This window comes from Nocardia yamanashiensis NBRC 100130 (assembly GCF_001613325.1).
GTDB lineage: Bacteria > Actinomycetota > Actinomycetes > Mycobacteriales > Mycobacteriaceae > Nocardia > Nocardia yamanashiensis.
The window spans coordinates 79,195-99,779 of sequence record NZ_BDCD01000011.1; the positions used below are offsets into that span (position 1 = coordinate 79,195).

Annotated in this window: 19 protein-coding genes and 2 pseudogenes; 13 read left to right on the forward strand and 8 right to left on the reverse strand. The window is 68.1% G+C overall.

The genetic code is table 11. The features are described 5' to 3' along the window. Positions 1-4: 4 nt before the first annotated feature. Positions 5-1,216: a cytochrome P450 gene (locus NY1_RS10980; protein WP_067710849.1), complete on the reverse strand. Its 1,212-nt coding sequence runs from the start codon at positions 1,214-1,216 to the stop codon at positions 5-7. A 34-nt stretch (positions 1,217-1,250) separates the two neighbouring features. Beyond that, positions 1,251-1,460, reverse strand: a complete 210-nt coding sequence (locus tag NY1_RS10985; RefSeq protein ID WP_067710851.1) for a ferredoxin — start codon at positions 1,458-1,460, stop codon at positions 1,251-1,253. Between the two features lie 104 nt (positions 1,461-1,564). Here NY1_RS10985 and NY1_RS10990 point away from each other — a divergent pair, with 104 nt between their 5' ends. Next, positions 1,565-1,903: an MmcQ/YjbR family DNA-binding protein gene (locus NY1_RS10990; protein ID WP_067710853.1), complete on the forward strand. Its 339-nt coding sequence runs from the start codon at positions 1,565-1,567 to the stop codon at positions 1,901-1,903. A gap of 3 nt (positions 1,904-1,906) precedes the next feature. Here NY1_RS10990 and NY1_RS10995 read toward each other — a convergent pair whose 3' ends face one another. The 4 genes and pseudogenes from NY1_RS10995 to NY1_RS11010 form a co-directional block, all read right to left on the reverse strand. Continuing rightward, positions 1,907-3,157: a cytochrome P450 gene (locus NY1_RS10995; protein ID WP_067710855.1), complete on the reverse strand. Its 1,251-nt coding sequence runs from the start codon at positions 3,155-3,157 to the stop codon at positions 1,907-1,909. Between the two features lie 893 nt (positions 3,158-4,050). Further along, positions 4,051-4,821, reverse strand: a pseudogene (locus tag NY1_RS44020) (hypothetical protein); the annotation flags it as partial. A 2-nt stretch (positions 4,822-4,823) separates the two neighbouring features. After that, complete coding sequence (locus NY1_RS11005; protein ID WP_157762151.1) at positions 4,824-5,861, reverse strand: hypothetical protein; 1,038 nt, start codon at positions 5,859-5,861, stop codon at positions 4,824-4,826. 8 nt (positions 5,862-5,869) lie between these two features. Further along, positions 5,870-6,532, reverse strand: a pseudogene (locus NY1_RS11010) (hypothetical protein); the annotation flags it as partial. A 205-nt stretch (positions 6,533-6,737) separates the two neighbouring features. On the opposite strand from NY1_RS11010, the gene nadD reads away from it, so the two are divergent. From nadD to holA, 9 genes are all read left to right on the forward strand, one after another. Further along, positions 6,738-7,373, forward strand: a complete 636-nt coding sequence (gene nadD / locus NY1_RS11015; RefSeq protein WP_157762152.1) for a nicotinate-nucleotide adenylyltransferase — start codon at positions 6,738-6,740, stop codon at positions 7,371-7,373. Positions 7,374-7,377: 4 nt separating this feature from the next. Then, positions 7,378-7,797 (forward strand): ribosome silencing factor, encoded by a 420-nt coding sequence (gene rsfS, locus NY1_RS11020; protein WP_067710862.1) that lies wholly within the window; start codon positions 7,378-7,380, stop codon positions 7,795-7,797. Between the two features lie 5 nt (positions 7,798-7,802). Further along, positions 7,803-8,453, forward strand: a complete 651-nt coding sequence (locus NY1_RS11025) for a histidine phosphatase family protein (RefSeq protein ID WP_067711450.1) — start codon at positions 7,803-7,805, stop codon at positions 8,451-8,453. Continuing rightward, positions 8,443-9,192: a diglucosylglycerate octanoyltransferase gene (gene octT / locus NY1_RS11030; protein ID WP_157762153.1), complete on the forward strand. Its 750-nt coding sequence runs from the start codon at positions 8,443-8,445 to the stop codon at positions 9,190-9,192. Before NY1_RS11025 ends, octT begins: the two co-directional genes overlap by 11 nt. A 41-nt stretch (positions 9,193-9,233) precedes the next feature. After that, positions 9,234-10,076 (forward strand): DegV family protein, encoded by an 843-nt coding sequence (locus tag NY1_RS11035; RefSeq protein ID WP_067710864.1) that lies wholly within the window; start codon positions 9,234-9,236, stop codon positions 10,074-10,076. A 192-nt stretch (positions 10,077-10,268) separates the two neighbouring features. Further along, a complete protein-coding gene (trpS, locus tag NY1_RS11040; RefSeq protein WP_067710866.1) occupies positions 10,269-11,321 on the forward strand; it encodes a tryptophan--tRNA ligase in 1,053 nt (350 codons plus the stop codon). Positions 11,322-11,426: 105 nt separating this feature from the next. Further along, positions 11,427-12,545 (forward strand): ComEA family DNA-binding protein, encoded by a 1,119-nt coding sequence (locus tag NY1_RS11045; protein WP_233434280.1) that lies wholly within the window; start codon positions 11,427-11,429, stop codon positions 12,543-12,545. A gap of 883 nt (positions 12,546-13,428) precedes the next feature. Next, positions 13,429-14,559, forward strand: a complete 1,131-nt coding sequence (locus tag NY1_RS11050) for a ComEC/Rec2 family competence protein (protein WP_169815333.1) — start codon at positions 13,429-13,431, stop codon at positions 14,557-14,559. A 78-nt stretch (positions 14,560-14,637) separates the two neighbouring features. Beyond that, positions 14,638-15,609 carry a DNA polymerase III subunit delta gene (gene holA, locus NY1_RS11055; protein ID WP_067710870.1) on the forward strand — a complete coding sequence of 324 codons (972 nt, stop codon included), beginning with the start codon at positions 14,638-14,640 and terminating at the stop codon, positions 15,607-15,609. Between the two features lie 51 nt (positions 15,610-15,660). On the opposite strand, the gene NY1_RS11060 is transcribed toward holA, so the two are convergent. Together NY1_RS11060 and rpsT are read right to left on the reverse strand one after the other, a co-directional pair. Beyond that, a complete protein-coding gene (locus tag NY1_RS11060; RefSeq protein WP_233434281.1) occupies positions 15,661-16,365 on the reverse strand; it encodes an LGFP repeat-containing protein in 705 nt (234 codons plus the stop codon). 218 nt (positions 16,366-16,583) lie between these two features. Further along, positions 16,584-16,847: a 30S ribosomal protein S20 gene (gene rpsT, locus NY1_RS11065; RefSeq protein WP_033086444.1), complete on the reverse strand. Its 264-nt coding sequence runs from the start codon at positions 16,845-16,847 to the stop codon at positions 16,584-16,586. A 210-nt stretch (positions 16,848-17,057) separates the two neighbouring features. On the opposite strand from rpsT, the gene NY1_RS11070 reads away from it, so the two are divergent. From NY1_RS11070 to NY1_RS11080, 3 genes are all read left to right on the forward strand, one after another. Then, positions 17,058-18,692, forward strand: a complete 1,635-nt coding sequence (locus NY1_RS11070; RefSeq protein WP_084534856.1) for a circularly permuted type 2 ATP-grasp protein — start codon at positions 17,058-17,060, stop codon at positions 18,690-18,692. 75 nt (positions 18,693-18,767) lie between these two features. Beyond that, positions 18,768-19,736: an alpha-E domain-containing protein gene (locus NY1_RS11075; RefSeq protein ID WP_067710872.1), complete on the forward strand. Its 969-nt coding sequence runs from the start codon at positions 18,768-18,770 to the stop codon at positions 19,734-19,736. Further along, positions 19,733-20,575, forward strand: a complete 843-nt coding sequence (locus NY1_RS11080; RefSeq protein ID WP_084534857.1) for a transglutaminase family protein — start codon at positions 19,733-19,735, stop codon at positions 20,573-20,575. The genes NY1_RS11075 and NY1_RS11080 overlap by 4 nt, the downstream gene beginning before the upstream one ends. The last annotated feature ends 10 nt before the right edge of the window (positions 20,576-20,585 follow it).

Sequence of the window (20,585 nt, forward strand, 5' to 3'; positions counted from 1 at the left end):
CGCGCTACCAGGTGACCGGGAGTTCGTGCACGCCGTAGATGTTCATATCGGACTTGAGCTTGACTTCCGTTGCGGGGATGGCGAGTTCGAGGGTGGGGAAGCGGTTCAGGAGGGCGGTGAAGCCGGCGCGCATTTCGATGCGGGCCAGCTGCTGGCCGAGGCATTGGTGGACGCCGTGGCCGAAGGCGACCAGGCCGCGGGCGCCGCGCTGGACGTCGAGGGCGTCGGGGTCGGCGAAGCGGTGCGGGTCGCGGTTGGCGGCCAGTAGGGAGATGACGACGGTGGAGCCCTCGGTGATGAGTTCGCCGGCTACTTCGATGTCCTCGGTGGCGTAGCGGTAGAAGATGTCGGCGACCGAGAGGTAGCGCAGGAGTTCTTCGACGGCGTCGGGGATCAGGTCGGGGTCGGCGTGCAGCAGGGCCAGCTGATCCGGATGCTCCAGCAGCGCGAAAGTGCCCAGCGACAGCATATTCGCGGTGGTTTCGTGACCGGCTAGGAGCAGCAGGAAGGCGATGCCGGTCAATTCCTCGATGCTCAGATCCTCGTCCTGGGCCAGGTCGGAGAGGATGTCCTGGGTGGGCTCGGCGCGCTTGCCGATCACCAGGCCGGCCAGGAACGTGGTCATCGCGCCGAAAGCGGCCATCTTCTCCTCCAGTTCCTGGTCCTTGACCAGGAACTTGGCGGAATTGACCTGGAAGGTCTCGCGGTCTTCGTAAGGCACGCCGAGCAATTCGCAGATCACCAGGGACGGGACCGGGAGCGCGAACTCCTTGACCAGATCGACCGGCGGGGTCATGGCGGCCATCGCATCCAGCTGCCGTTCGGTGATGTCGGCGATGTGCTGCTGCAGCTCCTTCATGCGCTTGACGGTGAACGCGCCGGTCAGCTTGCGGCGCAGGCGGGTGTGGTCCGGCGGGTCCATGGCCACGAACAGGCCGGGGATCTGCGGGGACGGTTCGGTCGCGACCGGCATGCCGGGGGTCTCGTACGGCACGTGCACGATGCCGAGATCCTGGCGGGAACTGAACCGGGTGTCGGACATGACCTGGCGGACCGCGTCGTAGCCGGTCACCAGCCAGCCCTCGTGGCCGTCGGGGAAGATCAGCGGGCTGACCGGGCGGGCGGCGCGCAGGGCGGTGATCTCACGGGGCGGGTCGAACGGGCCGGCATTGCGATCCATGGGGAGGCCGTGCGGGACGGGGACGGTGGTGCTCATCGGATGGCCTTTCGGGGCTGCGGGATTGGACGGGTCAGACGGTGGGGAGCAGGCGGATCGCGCCGGACGGGCACGCCGCCACGGCCTCGCGGACCGCCGCTTCGTGCTCGGGCTCGACCTCGGGACGCAGCAACAGCACGCGGCCGTCCTCGTCGTCCTGATCGAAAATGCCGGGAGCGGTCCAGGCGCACATGCCGGCGCCGATGCATCGCTCCCGGTCCACTGCGATTGCGGTGCGGTTCATGGGAATACCGTCGCGGGCGGCGCTGATATCGGCCTGACACGGCCCTGACACGGGCATCCGAGCCGTATCCGGCCTGATCACGCCGCTCGAGGTAGGAAGGAACGATGGACGATCTGCTGGCCTACTGCTTGGCCAAACCCGGCGCATGGCAGGACGAACCGTGGGAGGGGGATGTCGTCGCCAAGGTCGGCGACAAGATCTTCGCGTTCCTCGGGAGCACGGGGGAGTCCATCGGGCTCAAATGCGGGCGTGATCGCGAGGAAGCCGATGAGCTCGTGCGCGTCTACCCCGGGGACGTCACCGCCTCCGCCTACATCGGACGCTACGGGTGGAACAGCGTCCGGCGCGGCGGTGCGGTGCCCGAGGACGAGGTGCGCGAGCTCATCGATCTGTCCTACGAGGCGATCGTCAGCAAACTGCCGAAATCCAAACGGCCGAGCTGAGATTCACTCGGCGGGCGCGGTCCAGGTGACCGGCAGGGCGTGCACGCCGTAGACGTTCATATCGGTCCGCAACCGCACGTCCGCCGCGGGGACGGCCAGCCGCAGCGTCGGGAAGCGGTGCAGCAGTCCGGCGAAACCGGCGCGCATCTCCACCCGGGCGAGTTGCTGACCCAGGCAGACGTGGACGCCGTGGCCGAAGGCGACCAGGCCGCGGGCCTTGCGGTGCACGTCCAGGGTGTCGGGGTCGTCGAAGCGCCGGGGATCGCGATTGGCGGCCAGCAGCGAGATCACCACCGTCGAGCCCTTGGGGATCAGTTCGCCGTCCAGCTCCAGATCCTCGGTGGCGTAGCGGGAGAAGATGTCCGCCACGGTCAGATAGCGCAGCAACTCCTCGATCGCGTCGGGGATCAGCTCCGGATCGGCCCGCAGCGCCGCCAGCTGATCCGGATGCTCCAGCAGCGCGAAAGTGCCCAGCGACAGCATGTTCGCGGTGGTCTCGTGGCCGGCCAGGAGCAGCAGGAAGGCGATGCCGGTCAGTTCGTCCAGGCCCAGATCCTCGTCCCGCGCCAGATCGGACAGGATGTCCTCGCCGGGCTCGGCTCGCTTGCGCGCGACCAGTCCGGCCAGATAGGCGGTCATCGCGCCGAACGCGGCCGTCTTGTCCTCGAGGCGCTGATCCCGCACCAGCAATTGCGCCGAATTCGCCTGGAAATTCTCGCGATCGGCGTAGGGGACGCCGAGCAGCTCGCAGATCACCAGGGACGGGACCGGGAGCGCGAACTCCTGGACCAGATCGACCGGCGGGGTGAGGGCGGCCATCGCGTCCAGCTGCCGTTCGGTGATCTCGGCGATGTGGTCCTGGAGCTGTTTCATGCGCTGGATGGTGAACGCGCCGGTGAGCTTGCCCCGCAACCGATTGTGGTGCGGCGGATCCATGGACAGGAACAGGCCCGGGAACTGCGGGGCCGGAGCGGTTGCTACGGGCATCCCGGGGGTCGCGTACGGCACATGCACGATGTCCAGGTCGCGCCGCGAGCTGAACCTGCTGTCCGACAGCACCTTTCGCACCGCGTCATAGCCGGTAACCAGCCAGCCCCGATGGCCGTCGGGAAACACCATGGGGCTGACCGGCCGCCGCTCCCGCAGCCGGGTGATCGCGAGCGGCGGGTCGAACGGACCCGCGTCGCGATCCATGGGCAAGCCGTGCGGAATATCCGCGTCCGCCGAAACTTCCTGTGCCGTGCTGTTGTTCATGGAAGTACTGTCGCCGACGGCGCGGATATCCGCCTGCTTCTTCAGCTTTCGGGACCCAGGGTGACCACGGTGCCCGGATGCGCGAGTGAGGCCACCGTGATCCGCCCGCCCTTGGCCTGATCGATCAGCTGCCCCTGCCAGGCCACCAGGCAGGAGGCGGCCTCGGAGTTGTAGGCATTGTTCAGGATCGGGGCCAGGGTGCGCGCCAGCTCACCCTCGGCGGCGATGAGCTGGGCGCGATACGGGCCGTAGTAGGGCAGAATCGCCTCCAGCACAATCGCTTCGATGCCCTGCACCTGTGCGATGACGGGATCGAGCACCGGCTGATAGCGCGCGATGACCGGCGAGATCTCCGCCAGCACCGGCCCCGCCAATTGCAGGATCGGCTGATACACCGAGCCCAGCGCGAACGCCTCCGACGAGAACGGCCCCGCCAGCGGCGCCAACCCGATCAGCGAGGCCAAACCGCCCTGCTGCTTCGGCGCGGGCCAGCCGAGCGGGCACGCGGGCTGCGTGTTCACGGTCTGGGCGGCGAAGGGGTTGGCGGTCAACGGCGTCGAATCCCCGGCCGCGGGCGAGGCCGCACCCGGCGACAGCGGCACCGAAGCGCTCGGCGCGCCACCGGTGCCCACCGGAACGGCCGCGCTCGGAGCCGATCCGCCCGTGTTCAACGGCACGGAGGCGGACGGGACGGACCCGCCGGTGTTCAGCGGCACGGACGCGGCGGGAGCCGATCCGCCGGTGTTCAGCGGCACCGACGCGCCGGGGACCGATCCACCGGAGCCCGAGGGAGCGGATGCGGCGGGCGTGGAGCCGCCGGTGGTCCCGGATCCACCCGGGGCCGCGCCGTTGGGTTGAGCCGCTGCGGCCGGTGCGGCGTCGGCCGGTTCGTACACGCCCTCCAGATGCCACACGCCGGTGAAGCCGTTGAACGGACCGCCCGCGATCGCACTGGTCCACTGGAGCGTGAAGGCACGGGTCTTCGCGTCGTAGGTGCCGGTGGCGGCGGGCCCGCGCGCGGCATCGGCGGCGGGGCGGTCGAACCAGCGCTGCGAGACCCAATCCCACACGCGCTGCACCTGTTCCGCGCCCGCCACCTGCGCGCCCTGCTTCTCCGGCGGTTTGGGCGCGCCCTGGTTGAACTCCTGATCGTTCCAGGACGCCGCCCACGACGACAGATCGGCGGTGAGCTTGCCGTGATCGTTGACCACGGTCGGAGGCGGCACCGCCCGCTGCGTCTGCGGATCCACCGGATTGGTGGAGATGCCGAATTCGACGGCGAAGAACTTCGTCGGTTCGGTGATGGACGCCGACAGCGAATTGCCCTGGGCGAAGCCGGGGTTCGGTTCACTCTGGTAGCCGCCGACCCGCAGTCCACCGGCCGTTCCCGGCTTCAGGAGCGTGGTGGAGCCGCCCTGGGCGGGCGAATCCCCATTGGGCATATACGGCCCGTGCTCGGGCGTACCGCCCGGCTGCACCATACGGAACCAGGTGCCGGACAAGGCATCCCCGTTCACGGCGCCCGGCGTGAACCGCAGCAGTCCGGTCAATTGTTCGGGGGCGGAGGCGGTTTCACCGGACTCACCGCCGCTGCAACCGGCGGCCAGCACGGTGGTCGCGGCCAGCAGCACGGCCAGCGCGGGCCGCGTCTTCGATCGGAACATGCTCATTCTTCTTCTCCCACGGAGGATTCGGCCGTGGCCGTACGGCGCGGCCGGACCCCGGCCGCTGCGGTTCCGAGCACCAGCACGCCGGGAATCAGGAACCCCCAGCCCAGGCCCCGGAAGGCGGTGAACCCGAGCGGCCGGGTGGCATCGTTCAACGCCACCACCGCATCGAAATTCTCGACATTGTCGTTCATGACACCGACCAGCCCGGCGAAGCGCGCGGTCATGGGCTGCCAGCGTTGCTCCAGCGCGGTCACCCCGGTCAGGTCGGCCCCGGGATGCGCGCCGCGCACCGCACCCACGTACCGGCTGTTCAGTTCCCCGTCCGCCGCCACCAGCGTCACGAAATAGCCCTGCACGCGGCGCACCTGCTCCTGGGTGAGGATCGGCCGGAAGCCGTCGAGCAGCGGTTGCGCGGTCGGCGCGGCCCGGAACAGTCCGCCGGTGAACGGCAGCAGCACCAGACCCAGCCCGATGATCGCGGCGGTCGCGTGCCAGCCCAGCGCGCGCCGCCCGTGCCGGACCGAGCGCAGCCCGAACCAGCCTATCGCGATCAGCAACAGGCCCGGCAGGGCGAGCAGCCACGGCAGTTCGCCGAAAGACGTTGTACTGGAGAGCTTCCGGTAGTTGTCCCGGTTCGCGTCGATGGCATCGACCATGCCGGAGATATCGGCGCGAATCCCCGGATAGTCGCGGACGAAGGTATCGACCCGTTCGAAACTGCCCGGCTGCTGCCCACTCTCGCGCAGCGCGAGCACATTCGCCCGCGCCCCGTCGAGCACTCCCAGATCATCCCGGAACTCCGCGACACTCTGCTCCGTCACATACGGCCGGAAAGCCTCGATCATGGCCTCGCCCTTGACCGCTCGCGGAAACATCCCGCTCACGATCGGCGCGATCACCAGCACCGCGCCCAGCACGATGAACACCACGAACGGCCAGCGCGCCGCCACCCGCGGCACGGTGCGCGGCCGTTCGATCTGCGATACGAAATCGGAGTAGGCGGGCAACTCCGAACGCGGCGACACGGTCGTCATCGCCGGTATTGCCCGGACAGATGCCACAGCCCGGTGAAGTTGTTGAACGGCCCGCCCACGATCTGACTGGTCCACTCGATGACGAAATTGCCCGCCGCGTCGATGGTTCCGTTCACCGCGGTGGTCTTGCCCGGAAAGCCGCCGCCCGGCTTCGGCGCGCCCTGATTGAACACCTGGTTGTTCCAGGTGACCCCGAGGCTGCTCAGATCACCGCTCAACCGTCCACCGTCGGAGAACAATTGCGGCAGCGCGGTCGCGGACCCGGTCTGCGGATCGGTGGGATTGGTGGCCGTCGCGAAATCCACCCCGTAGAACCGCACCGGCGTCGTCACCCGCCCCGACTGCGCATTGCCGGCCCCGTCGAACGCCGCCCCGGGCTGCGGCTGATAGCTACCGCTGAGCAGGCCGCCGTCACTGCCCGCCGACAGCGGTGTCACCGACTGATCGCTGCACCCGGAATCGCTGTTCTGCAGGTAGGGGCCGCTCGCGTCACCGGTCGGCAGGATCATCCGGAAGAAGCTCCCGGTGACCGCGCCATTGGCACACACGCCCGGGGCGAGCGCGAACAGACCGTTGAGCGGAGTGGGTTCCGCGTGTGCGGCGGGCGCGGCCAGCACGGTCAGGCCGAAAGCGGCCGCGACGGCGGCGAACCGGTACGAATTGCGTCCCATGACGATTTACCTCGATCGAATCGGTGCTGATGAACTCCAACTTTTCGGACAGCACACACATGGCAACTCGAGTCCGGGGCAAAGTCGCTGTTTGCGGTCACGGTGAACGGAATCCGGAAAAATCAGCGAATTTCCCCCGAATGCGGACCGGCCGCCGCCCGCCGGTCCGACACGCCGCCCATCGCCCCCGGTAAGCTCGCGTTTCGTGCATACGAACGGGCGCCGCAAGCTGGGGGTGATGGGCGGTACCTTCGATCCCATCCACCATGGGCATCTGGTCGCGGCCAGCGAGGTCGCGCATCGCTTCGACCTGGACGAAGTGATCTTCGTACCGACCGGTCAGCCTTGGCAGAAGGCGGATCGCGCCGTCTCGCCCGCCGAGGACCGCTATCTCATGACGGTCATCGCCACCGCCTCCAATCCGCGCTTCTCGGTCAGCCGCGCCGACGTGGACCGCGGCAAGGAGACCTACACCGTCGACACCCTGCGTGACCTGGCCGAACTGCATCCGGACGCGGATCTGTACTTCATCACCGGTGCCGACGCACTGGCCAGCATCCTCACCTGGCAGGATTGGTCGGAACTGTTCCAGCTGGCGAAATTCGTCGGAGTGAGCCGGCCCGGGTACGAATTGAACATCGACCACCTGGCCGACCATCTCCGTGATTACCCCGCCGACGCCGTCACCATGATCGAGATACCGGCCCTGGCCATCTCCTCGAGCGAATGCCGGCGCCGCGCGGGCGAAGGCCGACCGGTCTGGTATCTCGTCCCCGACGGGGTCGTGCAATACATATCGAAGCGGCACCTCTACGTGCCGGGAAGCAACGGGAAGGTGTAGCAGGGTGAGCGCATCGGTCGAAGCTCTGGAGATGGCGAAGGTGGCCGCACTCGCGGCCGACGAGAAGCTGGCCTCCGACGTGGTCGTGCTCGACGTCTCCGAGCAGCTGGTGATCACCGACTGCTTCGTGATCGCGTCGGCGCCGAACGAACGTCAGGTCAACGCGATCGTCGACAATGTCGAGGAGAAGCTGCGCGAGGCCGGGCACAAGCCGGTGCGTCGCGAAGGCACTCGCGAAGGCCGTTGGGCGCTGCTGGATTACGTCGAGATCGTGATCCATATTCAGCACAATGACGAACGGGACTTCTACGGCCTGGAACGGCTGTGGAAGGACTGCCCGCAGGTGCCCGTCGAAGGGCTGGGGGATCCGCGCAAGACTGCCTCTGCGGAGGCCGGAGACGATGAGGCCGGGGACGACGAGTGAGCAAGATGGCCGGCGTCCGCCGGTTGATCCTGCTGCGGCACGGGCAGACCGAATGGAACGCCTCCGACCGCATGCAAGGCCAGATCGATACCGAACTCAGTGAAATCGGGCGGCGGCAGGCCAAGGACTGCGCCCCCGATATGGCGTGCGCCGACCTGATCCACATCGTGTCCTCGGATCTCAAGCGCGCCCACGACACCGCCCGCGCGGTCGCCGAGCACGCCGCGCTCCCGGTGACCACCGATGCCCGGCTGCGCGAAACCGACCTCGGGCAGTGGGAAGGCATGGACCACCACGAGGTCGACAAGCTGTACCCGGGCGCGCGCAAAGCCTGGCGGCTCGACCCCACCTGGACCCCGCCCGGCGGCGAATCCAAGCTCGAGGTCGGCGCGCGGGCGCTGCCGGTGGTGCGGGAACTCTTCGCCGAGCGCGAGGATTGGCCCGGCCGTACCATTCTCCTGGTTGCGCACGGCGGGTTGATCGCGGCGCTGACCGCGGCACTGCTCGAACTGCCGCCTTCGAACTGGCCGGCCCTGGGTGGACTCGCCAATACCTCGTGGGTGCAGCTCACCAGCCACGGTCCGAGCTTCGAACAACCCGGCTGGCGCCTGGATGTGTGGAACGCGTTGGCGAAGGTTGCCCCTGATGTCCTCTGAGAACGCTCCCGGCGAGCGGCCGGTGCTGCTCGTCATCGCCGATTCGCTGGCCTACTTCGGCCCCAAGGGCGGGCTGCCCGCCGACCATCCCCGGATCTGGCCCAACCTGGTTGCGGCCGAACTGGATTGGGATGTGGAGCTGGTCGCGCGGATCGGGTGGACCAATCGGGACGGGTACTGGGCGCTGATCAACGATCCGCGCATCTGGGCCACGGTGCCGCGGGCCGGGGCGGTCGTATTCGCCACCGGCGGAATGGATTCGCTGCCCTCCCCGCTGCCGACCGCGCTGCGCGAGATGATCCGCTACGTGCGGCCGTCCGGGCTGCGCCGGCAGGTGCGGACCGCGTACAACTGGTTGCAGCCCAAGCTGTCCCCGCTCGGCTGGCCGGTGGCGCTGCCGCCGTCGGTGAGCGTCGACTACCTGGAGCAGGCGCGAAACGCGTTGGCGCAGTTGCGGCCCGAGCTGCCGTTCGTCGGCACGCTGCCCGCCGTGCACCAGTGCGATGCGTACGCGCGCGTGCACACCGGGCGCGATCCCATGGTGAAAGCCGTGCGGAAGTGGGCCGACGAACACTCCGTGCCGCTGGTGGACATCGGGGAAGCCGTGCACGACAACGTGTTCAACGGGCCCGCCAATCCGGACGGCATCCATTGGGGCTGGGACGGGCACACCGCCGTCGCGCGCGCCATGGTGAAGGTGCTCGCCGAACTCCCGGCCCGCCAGGTCCGGACTGCATGAGGGCTGCGCCGGTCCGCGGGCCCGGAAAGGTCCGCTAGCCCATGGCCGTGGTGGTTGTCACCGACTCGTCGGCCAGTCTGCCCGCCGGACTCACCGCCGAACTCGGGGTGATCGCGGTGCCGCTGCACGTCCTGGTCGACGACCGGGAACTGCGGGAAGGCATCGACACCGGGGAGATCGACTACGGGTCCTCACAGGTCACCACGTCGGCGGCCTCGCCGGGTGACCTGCGCGAGGCGTACGAGCGGGCGCTCGAACTCAGCGGCGGGGACGGCGTTGTCGCCGTGCACATTTCGCGGCAGCTGTCCGGGACCTGGGAAGCCGGGCGGCAGGCCGTGCGCGATATGGACGCCTCCGATCGGGTGCGGCTGGTCGATTCGCTGAGCGCCGGGCTCGGCACCGGGTTGCCGGTGCTGGCGGCGGCGCGGCGGGCGCGGACCGGGGCTGAGCTGGATGTGGTGTACGACGCGGCCGTGGCGGCGGCCGGGCGTGGGCGGGCGTTCATCGTGGTCAACCGGACCGAGCAGTTGCGGCGGGGTGGGCGGTTGAGCACTGCCGCGGCGTTTTTCGGGACCGAACTGGTGACCAAACCGATTCTGCAGATGGTGGACGGGCGGCTGGAACTGCGGGAGAAGGCGCGGACGCGGTCCAAGGCGTTCATCAAACTCGTTGCGGCGGCGGTGGACGCGGCCGGGGAGGACGGGGCCGCGGTGGCGGTGCAGCATCTGGGGGCGGAGGACGCGGCCAACACCATCGCGGGGCAATTGCGTGATCTGATTCCCGGGATTCGTGAGCTGATCGTGGCCGAGTTCGGGCCGACGCTGGGCGTGCATCTGGGCATGGGCGCGGTCGGTGCGCTGGTCGTGCCCGGTGGTTGCGGCTGACCGGGGTGGGACATAAGTCATGGGCGCGCCCGGTGGGGGCGCTGCTACGGTGAATGGGTGATCCGCATTCGACAGGCATGGTGGCGGCTGCTCCGGTAGCCCGATCACTCATGTCCGCGGGCTGTACGCAGCCCGTGAATTCGCTTTCCGCGGAACCGGTCCCGGTGCAGCCCCTTTTCCCAGGAGCCCACCATGACCACCATCTCCGATTCCTTCGCCGCCACTGCCGCCCGTAGCAGCGCGCTGGCCGCCGACGTCGCCGCGCACCCCGGCCGGTACCGCATCCTGACCGGTGAAAGGCCCACCGGGGCACTGCATCTCGGGCACTACTTCGGCACTGTCGCCGAACGTGTCCGGTTGCACGACCTCGGCGTCGAAACCTTCATCATCCTCGCCGATTACCAGGTCATCACCGATCGGGACGGGCTCGGAGCGGTCCGCGAGAACGTGCACAATGCCGTGCTCGACTACCTGGCCGCCGGGATCGACCCGGCGCGCGCGACCATCTTCACGCATTCCGCCGTGCCCGCGCTCAACCAGCTCATGCTGCCGTTCCTGAGTCTGGTCACCGAGGCGGAGCTGCACCGCAATCCGACGGTGAAGGCCGAACACGCCGCGGCGGGAAGGGCTTTGAGCGCCCTGCTGCTCACCTACCCGGTGCATCAGGCCGCCGACATCCTCTTCTGCAAGAGCAACCTGGTTCCCGTCGGCAAGGACAATCTCCCGCACGTGGAACAGACCCGCGTCATCGCCCGCCGATTCAACGAACGCTACGGACCGGTCTTCCCCGAACCGCAGGCCCTGCTCACCTCCACCCCGGAAGTCCCCGGACTGGACGGCCGCAAAATGTCCAAGAGTTACGGCAACGCCATCTCCCTGGCCATGACCGCCGACGAAACCGCGGCCCTGATCCGCCGCACCCCCACCGATTCCGAACGCCGCATCACCTTCGACCCGGCCCTCCGCCCCGGCGTCTCCGCCCTCCTCACCACCGCATCCCTCTGCACCGGAACCGAACCCGAGGTCCTGGCGGCCGAGATCGGCGATCAAGGCTCCGGCGCCCTCAAGAAACTCACCACCGAAGCCGTCAACACCTACCTCGCCGCCCACCGCGCCCGCCGCACGGAACTGGCCCGCGATCCCCACCTGGTCACCGACATCCTCCGCACCGGAAACCAGCGCGCCAACGCCATCGCCGACCAAACCCTCACCGAAGTCCGCACCGCCATGGGCACCGTCTACTGACCTGCGTGGATGGCGTTTCTCCACAACCGAAACGCCATCCACAGACTTCTCGAAACCCCAGGTCGCCCCCGCGGTAACGACTCCTTTCACCCCTACCGTCGACCCATGCCACCCGCCCCCGAACCCACACCACCCGTCCCCGAACCTGTGCCGTCCACCCTCGAACCCCGTTCGACCGCGACGGCTTTCACCCCCACCTCGCCACACCGGGCACGCTGGGATGACGAGTCCCTCGACCACACCGCCGACTTCGGCGCAGCCGCCGACCGCAACCCCGACCCATCCCCACCCGCCTGGCTCTCCGAACCTACCGGCCCCCTGTCCCTCTGGCACGAACGTCTGGTCCCCGAACGCTTCCGCGGCACCCGCTGGGACCCCGGCCCGCGCGGCGTGTTGGTCCTCGCCGCGGTGGCCGCCATCGTCATAGCTCTGACCGCCACCATGACGATGCGCGACCGCCCGACCGTCCACGCCGTCCCGCCGATCACCCCCGCCATGAGCACCGTCTCAGGCACGGAAGGCCCTGCCGGAGCGGACAATCCGGTCCCGCGTCCCGGCGATCCCTCGACCTCCGTGCCCGGTGATGCCTCATTCCCCGCACCGGCGGACGCCGCCGCCGGCACACCGAGATCACCCGGCTCCAGGCAATCCGGACCGGCAGCAGCTACCCCGCCCGCAGCCTCCGCCGCAGCAGGACCAGCGGCCCCCGGCGGCGCACCGTCCGCCCGCACACCCATGCCCGAAATAGTGATCAGCGTCGTCGGCGTAGTGGAACACGGCGGTCTGCTGCGCTTCCCTCCCGGCGCCCGCATAGCCGACGCCCTCAAAGCCGCCACCCCCAAACCCGAAGCCGACCTCTCCGGCCTCAACCTCGCCCAACCCCTCTGCGACGGCGACCAAATAGTGATCGGCCGCACCGGTTCCCGCCCCACCGTCCAACAGGTAGGCAGCACCATCGTGAACGGCCCAGCCCCCACACCGCCCTCCACTCGGGCATCCCAACCCGCCCAACCCCGCCCCTCCACCCCCACCGCAAAGGTAAACCTCAACACCGCAACCGAATCCGACCTCGACGCCCTCCCCGGCGTAGGCCCCATCACCGCCAAAGCCATCCTCGCCTGGCGAACCAAACACGGCCGCTTCACCTCCATAGACCAACTCTCCGAAATAGACGGCATAGGCCCCACCCGCCTCGCCCGCCTGAAATCAGTGGTGACGATATGACCGCCCGCCGCCTCGAACCACATTCTCTGCAACTCGCATTGCCGTCACTGAGCCCGATCGCCGATCTCTGCGCGGTCCCGGTGACGCATGGTGGCGAGACAGCACAAAGGAACTACTGGATCGAAGTTGTCGCCAGCTGCGCGTGGGACCAGCTGCGCTATGAGACCGGTTCGCGGAGCGTTGCCCCTGAGTCGAGTTCGACGGACCTGTTCCATCTGCGACGGCAATGCCCAGCGACGAAAGTGCGCACCGCCGCGGGTGATCGCGGCCGTGTAGTGGAAGAACCTGGCGCACAGACAATATCGGGTTCGTTGGAGCCGCTGGGCATCCCGGCAGTGCTGAGTGCGTCGACCGCTGTGGCCGGGATCGTGGTGAGCGAGCGATGAGCGATTCGAAGGTCGACGCCTCGGCCGGCCGAAACGGTAGTGACGGGCAGGCGAAGGAACGCGGCGCGCTGGATATGTCGGAGCCGCTGGATGTTCGGCTGGTTCCGGCGGCGTTGTGTTGCTGGGGCGCAACGATTGTCGGCATTGTGCTCGGGTGGCGGGCTGGGCTGGGGCTGGCGGCGGTGTGTGCGGTGGTGGCGGGAGGGTTGCTTTGGTTCGTTCGTCGCACGGGGCGCCGTCTGGATGCGGAGTTTGGGGCTGGGGATGACGCTTCGAAGCGGCGGCGGGGGATGGCGTTCGTGTTGTTGGCGGCTGTGGTTGTCGGGGGTGGGTATGCGGTGGCGGCTGCTTGGGATTCGTATCGGGTGGAGCGGCATCCGTTGCGAGAGCATGTGCGGGAGGGGCGGGTGTTGGTCACGTTGGTGACGACCGATGACGCGAAGGCGGTGGGTGGGAAGGGGTTTGGTGGGCGGAAGGTGTTGGTGCGGGGGGAGTTGGTGGAGTTTGAGCAGGGTGGGCGGGTTGTCGAGGGTGGGGGAGCGGTGCTGGTGCTGGCGCCGGCGGTGGGGTGGCGGGAACTTTTGCCGGGGCAGCGGGTTACGTTTCGGGGGAAGGTGGATCGGCCTTGGCGGGCGGATCTGACCGTTGCGGTGTTGCGGGCGGAAGGGCCGCCGGGCGCGGTGGGTGAGCCGCCTTGGTGGCAGCGCATCGCGGGGCGCATGCGGGCGGACTTCGCCAGGGCTGCTGATGCGGCATTGTCGGCGGATGCGGCGGGGCTGTTGCCCGGCTTGGTGATTGGGGATACGTCACGATTGCCAGAGCAGGTGCGGGAGAACTTCCGAGAGGTCGATTTGTCGCATTTGACCGCTGTTAGCGGGGCGAACATAACGATCTTGTTGGGCGCGGTGTTGCTTTCTATGCGGGCGCTCACCGTCGACCCGCGAATCGGGGCGGTGGTGGCGGGGGTCGCGCTGGTGATGTTCGTGGTGCTGGCGCGGCCGTCGCCGAGCGTGTTGCGGGCGGCGGTCATGGGAGCGGTCGCGTTGCTCGCGCTGTGCGTCGGCCGTCGCAAGCAGGCGGTTCCCGCGTTGTGTACCGCGGTGATCGGATTACTGGGCTGGTCGCCAGAACTTGCGGTGGATGTCGGGTTCGCGCTGTCGGTACTCGCGACTACCGGATTGATAGTGCTCGCCCCCGGCTGGTCGGATTGGCTTCGGGCACACGGCTGGTGGCGGGCGCCCGCCGACGCGCTCGCGGTATCGGCGGCGGCGTTCGTTGTCACCACACCCGTCATCGTCGCGGTCACCGGCCACTTGAGTTTGGTCGGTATCGCGGTGAACGTCCTGGTCGAGCCGGTCATCGCGCCCATCACGGTGCTGGGTGCGGTGGGCGCGCTGCTGTCGTGCCTGTGGTCGCCGGCGGCCGAACTCGTATTGCACTGCGTCGCACCACCACTGTGGTGGCTGCTCACCGTCTCCGGCCGCGCCGCCGCCCTCGGCGCATCGGTGACGCTGCCGACCGGTTTGTGGTCCGGGATCCTCGCCACGGTGGTGTGCACGCTCGTTGTCATCGGACTACACCCTCGATCCGGGCGGTCGCCCGATCACCCGGGACCTACAGCCGGATAACTCCGGCGCTGCGGTCGGGCCGGGCGTGGCGGGAGACGGGTGGCGGGAGTGTCGGCGGGGCCTCGTAGGATTCAGGGCGTGAACCAGCGACCTGCGCCCCTGCATCTTGTGCTCGGTGAAGAGGAATTGCTGATCGAGCGGGCGGTGGCGGCGGTGACGGCGCAGGCTCGGGCTGCCAGTGCGGCGCCGGAGGCTTTGCCGGTAGATCGGTTGCGGGCGGGGGATGCGAGTACTTCGGAGTTGGCGGAGTTGCTGAGTCCTTCGCTGTTCGCGGAGGACCGGGTGATCGTGCTGGAGTCCGCCGCGGAGGCGGGGAAGGACGCGGTGTCCGTTATTCAGGATGCCGCCGCGGCGCCTCCGGACGGGGTGGTGTTGATCGTGCTGCACACCGGGGGCGGGCGGGCGAAGGCGCTGGCACCGGCCTTGCAGAAGCTGGGGGCGGTCGTGCACAACTGCGCCAAGCTCAGCAAGGGCGGCGAGCGGGTGGAGTTCGTGCGCAACGAGTTCCGGGCCGCGAACGTGAAGGTGTCCGCCGATGTGGTGCAGGCGCTGATCGAAGCGGTGGGGTCGGATCTGCGGGAATTGGCCGCGGCCAGTTCGCAGTTGGCGGCCGATACCGGCGGCAAGGTCGATGTGGCGGCGGTACGGCAGTACTACTCCGGCAAGGCCGAGGTCACCGGATTCGAGGTGGCGGACCTGGCGGTGGCCGGGGATCGCGCCGCCGCGATGGAGGCGTTGCGCTGGGCCATCGATCGCGGAGTGCCCGCGGTACTGCTCGCCGACGCCCTGGCCGACTCGGTGCACACCATCGCCCGGGTCGGGTCGGCGGGACGCGGCGACCCGTTCAAGATGGCGGGCGATCTGGGCATGCCGCCGTGGAAAGTCAAGAAGGCGCAACAGCAGGTGCGCGGCTGGACCGGCGCCACCATCGGGCAGGCCCTGCAGATCGTGGCCGCGCTCAACGGCGAGGTGAAAGGCCAGGCCGCCGACACCAATTACGCACTGGAGCATGCCCTTTCCCGCATTCTGGACCTGCGCGAAGCCGCCTGAGGCAAAAGAAAACCGCGCACCGGCCGACCGGTGCGCGGTTCCCCGCGAAACTCAGGAGTTCGGCGACCAGGTGATCTTCCCACCCTGGAAGTCCTGCGCCTTACCGTCCTTGTAGTCGTACTCGTCGCTGGTCGGGAACCCGTAGGACCCGTTCTCCGCGCCCGCGCGCACCCACTCGTCCCGGATCGAACCCCACGTCACATGGGTGCCCGTCTTGGTGGTCGAGAAGATGGCCCCGCCTTCGAACAGCGTGTAGTAGCCCTCGCCCTTGGTGGTCTTGGCGACATCGGTGAGCGGGAACCCGAGCGGGCTGTTCTCCCAGCCCACCTTGCCGTACTTGTCCAGAATCACCCCGGTCAGCGCGTGCGCGGCGGTTCCCACGGACCAGTACATCGACCCGCCCTGGAACAGCTGATACCGCCCGGGCTTGGCCGTCGCCCCTTCATCGGCCAGCGGGTACTTCAACGTCCCCGACTCGGCCCCGAGGTTGCGCCACTTCTCGCGAATGAACCCGCCCACGGCATGCGCATCGGTGGCCGGCGTCCAGTAGATCGACAGGTTGTTGGCGAACTCCTGCTTCTTGCCCCCGCCCGCGGCATCCAGCTCCGGCCCGGTCGGATCCCCGAAGAACTCCGGCCCGCCCGCCCGATCGAACTCGACCTCGATCGCCCCGCCCACTTCGAACGGCCCGACCGGCCGCGCCGAAGCGACTCCCAGCCCGGCGGTCAGCGCGAGCGCGACAGCCCCCGCAGCCACCCCGCCCCGAGCCCAAGAAAAACGGTTCATACGCAGCGACGCCACTACAACTCCCAACGCAGGTGATATCCGACAGCCCCCGACTGTTCGCCAGCCATCCTGCTGCGAACCGGTTGCGGAGGCAAGTCAGCATCCGCGAAAACCACAAAAACCGCCGTGGTCATCGTGGCCACGGCGGTTGTGCGAAGCATATTGTCCGGAATGACTTCCGGGGTGAATCAGCCGAGCTTGTTGAAAGCCAGCGACAGCGCCGACTTCTTGTTGGCAGCCTGGTTGGCGTGGATGACGCCCTTCGAGGCGGCCTTGTCCAGGCTCTTGGAAGCGGACTGCATCAGCTCGAGCGCCTTGTCCTTCTCGCCCGCCGCAGCGGCCTCGCGGAACTTGCGGATCGAGGTGCGCAGCGCGGACTTCACCGACTGGTTACGCTGACGCGCCAGCTCGTTGGTGCGAATCCGCTTCATCTGGGACTTGATGTTGGCCACGCCGGTTTCCTCGTGTTCCTTCGTTTAGTGGTGTATGCGGGATGCAAAGTCTGTTCGTGCACACTACGAGAGGGGTAGCGGAGCACCGACGATCGAGGCTACCAGGCCACGGGTCCCGGTATGAAATCGACCCCATCCGCCATCTGGCTGAAACCAGAAATTTATCCCGGTCGAAGCACGTGTTGCGGCCGCGTGATGGACCATTTTCCCATGACTCCCGCCGCTGCCGCGCGTTCGGCCGTGGCCGTCTCAGCACCGATCGGCCACGCCGCCATCGATGATGGGGCGGCCGGGGTGTTCGCGGGATATGGACCAGGCCGTTACGACCGGGCTTTCGACGAGATGTTCGATGCCGCCGGCCGGGCTCGCCCCGCCTACCGGGGCATTTTCGCCGCGCTCGCCACCATCGACGCCGCCGATCTGGCGGCGCGGGCCGAGGCGCTGGCCCGGGCCTTCGCGGATCAGGGCATCACCTTCTCCCTCTCGGGCCAGGAGCGGCCGTTCCCGCTCGATCTGGTGCCGAGAGTGATAGCCGCCACCGAGTGGACCAAACTCGAGCGCGGCATCAAACAACGGGTGCGCGCCCTGGAGGCCTTCCTGGCCGACGTGTACGGCGAGCAGACCATCCTGCGCGATCAGGTGATTCCGAAGCGCTTGGTCACCTCGTGCGCGCATTTCCATCGCGAGGCCGCCGGGCTGATCCCGCCGAACGGCGTCCGTATTCATGTGGCGGGCATCGACCTGATCCGCGACGAGCACGGCGATTTCCGGGTGCTGGAGGACAATCTGCGTTCCCCGTCCGGGGTTTCGTATGTGATGGAGAACCGCCGCACCATGGCGCGCGTCTTCCCGGACCTGTTCGCCTCGCATCGGGTGCGCGCGGTCGGCGACTATCCGAGTCATCTGCTGAAGGCGCTGCGCGCGGCCGCCGCCCCGAACGAAGCCGATCCGACCGTGGTGGTGCTCACCCCCGGCGTCTACAACTCCGCCTATTTCGAGCATTCGCTGCTGGCCCGGCAGATGGGTGTGGAACTGGTCGAGGGCCGGGACCTGTTCTGCCGCGACAATGTCGTCTATATGCGCACCACGGCGGGGGAGCGGCAGGTGGACGTCATCTATCGCCGTATCGACGACACTTTCCTCGATCCCATGCAGTTCCGCCCGGATTCCATGCTGGGTGTGGCGGGCATTCTGAACGCGGCCCGCGCGGGCACCGTGGTGCTGGCCAATGCGGTGGGCAACGGCGTCGGCGACGACAAACTCGTCTACACCTATGTGCCCGCTTTCATCGAGTACTACCTGGGCGAGAAACCCATTCTGCCCAATGTGGATTCGTACCGTTGCTGGGAGCCCGCCGAACGCGACGAGGTGCTCGACCGGATCGCGGAACTGGTGGTCAAGCCGGTGGAGGGTTCGGGCGGGTACGGCATCGTGATCGGCCCGGACGCCTCGCAGAAGGAACGGGATGCGGTGCGCCGCAAGGTGCGTGCCGATCCGCGCGGCTGGATCGCCCAGCCGGTCGTCCAATTGTCGACGGTCCCAGCGAAAATCGGCGGGGTACTGGCGCCCCGTCATGTGGATCTGCGGCCGTTCGCCGTCAATGAGGGTGACGATATCTTCGTGCTCCCCGGCGGTTTGACCAGGGTGGCACTGCCGGAAGGCTCACTGGTGGTCAATTCCAGTCAGGGCGGCGGCAGCAAGGACACCTGGGTGCTGGCCCCGCGCACCTCGGGCGCCGAGCGCGAACTCGCGGGCGCTCAACTGGTCAGCGAAATGCACATCACCCGGGAACACGACCAGGCCCGGGAACCCTCCGTCACTCGATCCAATCAGCAACAGCAATAACCGGAACACTTTCGACAAGCGGTAGCAACGACGCTCTGACTCGGTAGGTGAATACAGCGTTAGGCAGGTCCAATCATGTTGGCGCGCAATGCCGAATCCCTCTTCTGGATCGGCCGGTACATCGAACGCGCCGAGTACACGGCGCGCATCCTGGACGTCGCGGTCCATCAATTGCTCGAGGACGCCACGGTCGATCCCGATCGGACTTCCCGGGTATTGCTGACGGTGCTCGGCATCGAACCGCCCGAACGGGAACTCGATGTGTGGTCGGTGACCGAACTGGTGGCCTTCGGCCGGGACAATGGCGGGTCGATCGTCGACTCGATCATTCGCGGCCGGGAAAACGCCCGGGGCGCAAGAGAAGTCACCTCCACCGAAATGTGGGAGTGCCTGAACGCCACCTACAACGGCCTGGCCGCCGCCGAACGCGCCGCCCGCGCGCTGGGGCCGCACGAATTCTGTCACTACATCACCGACCGCGCCGCCATGTTCGCCGGACTCTCCGATTCCACGCTCAGCCGCGACGACGGGTATCGCTTCCTGTTGCTGGGCAAATCCATCGAACGCGTGGATATGACGGTGCGCCTGCTGCTTTCGCGCGCCGGCGATCGCACCTCGTCGCCGGCCTGGGTGACGGTATTGCGTTCGGCCGGTGCGCACGACCCGTATCTGCGCACCCATCGCGGCGTGCTGGACGCCAATCAGATCGCGGATTTCATTCTGCTGGACCGGCTTTTCCCGCGCTCGGTCTTCCATTCGCTCAAAGTCGCCGAAACCTGCCTGCAGGAACTGGATCAGCGCCCCAACAGCCGTTTCGCCGCCCGCCACGAAGCGCATCGACTACTCGGCCGGGCGCGCAGCGAACTCGAGTTCCTGCCGTCCGCGGTACTGCTGGAGGATCTGCCCAGCCGGCTGCTGTGGTTGCAGCAGACCTGCCGCGAGGTGGGGGAGGCGGTGGCGCTGCAGTATTTCCACGCCGAATCCTGGGTGGCCTGGACCGGGCTGCACGGCCGCAATGGCGATCACGTGGAGGTGACGGCATGAGCTGGCGGATGCGGGTGGTGCACACCACCGGATACGTGTACGACGGCCCGGTCACCCGGTCGTTCAACGAGGCCCGGCTGACCCCGCGCGCCGACAGCAGGCAGAACGTCATCCTGAACCGGGTCGAGACGGTGCCGTCCACGCGGTCCTACCGGTACATGGACTACTGGGGCACCATCGTCACCGCGTTCGATCTGCACGCGCCGCACACCGAATTGGAGGTGACCAGCTCCTCGGTGGTGGAGACCGAACCTTTCGCCGGGCCCGCCGAAGAGCTCGCCTGGGAGGAATTGCGCGGCGATGCCGTCGCCGACCGCTTCGACGAATTGCTCAGCCCCACCGGCTATGTGCCGCGCGAACGCCGGTTGGCCCCGGTGGCCCGGCAGCTGGCGCGCGGGGTGCCGCCCGCCAAAGCCGTTGTCCGCGCGGCCGAATGGGTGCACCGCGAGATGAGCTACCTGCCCGGCACCACCTCCGTGCACACCTCGGCGGTGGAGGCGTTCGCCGAAAGACAGGGCGTCTGCCAGGATTTCGCGCACCTGACCCTGCTGTTGCTGCGCACCATGGGGATTCCCGGGCGCTACGTCTCCGGCTACCTGCATCCGGACCCGTCCGGTGAGGTCGGCCACACCGTGGCGGGCCAGATGCACGCCTGGGTGGAAGCGTGGACGGGGCAATGGTGGGGCTACGACCCGACCAACAACATCCCCGTCACGGAGCAACACGTTTCAGTCGGGGTGGGCCGTGATTACGCGGATGTGCCGCCGCTCAAAGGTATCTTCTCCGGTAGCGGCTCGACCGATCTCGAAGTGGTAGTGGAAATCACCCGCCTCGCCTGAGGTTTCCGGG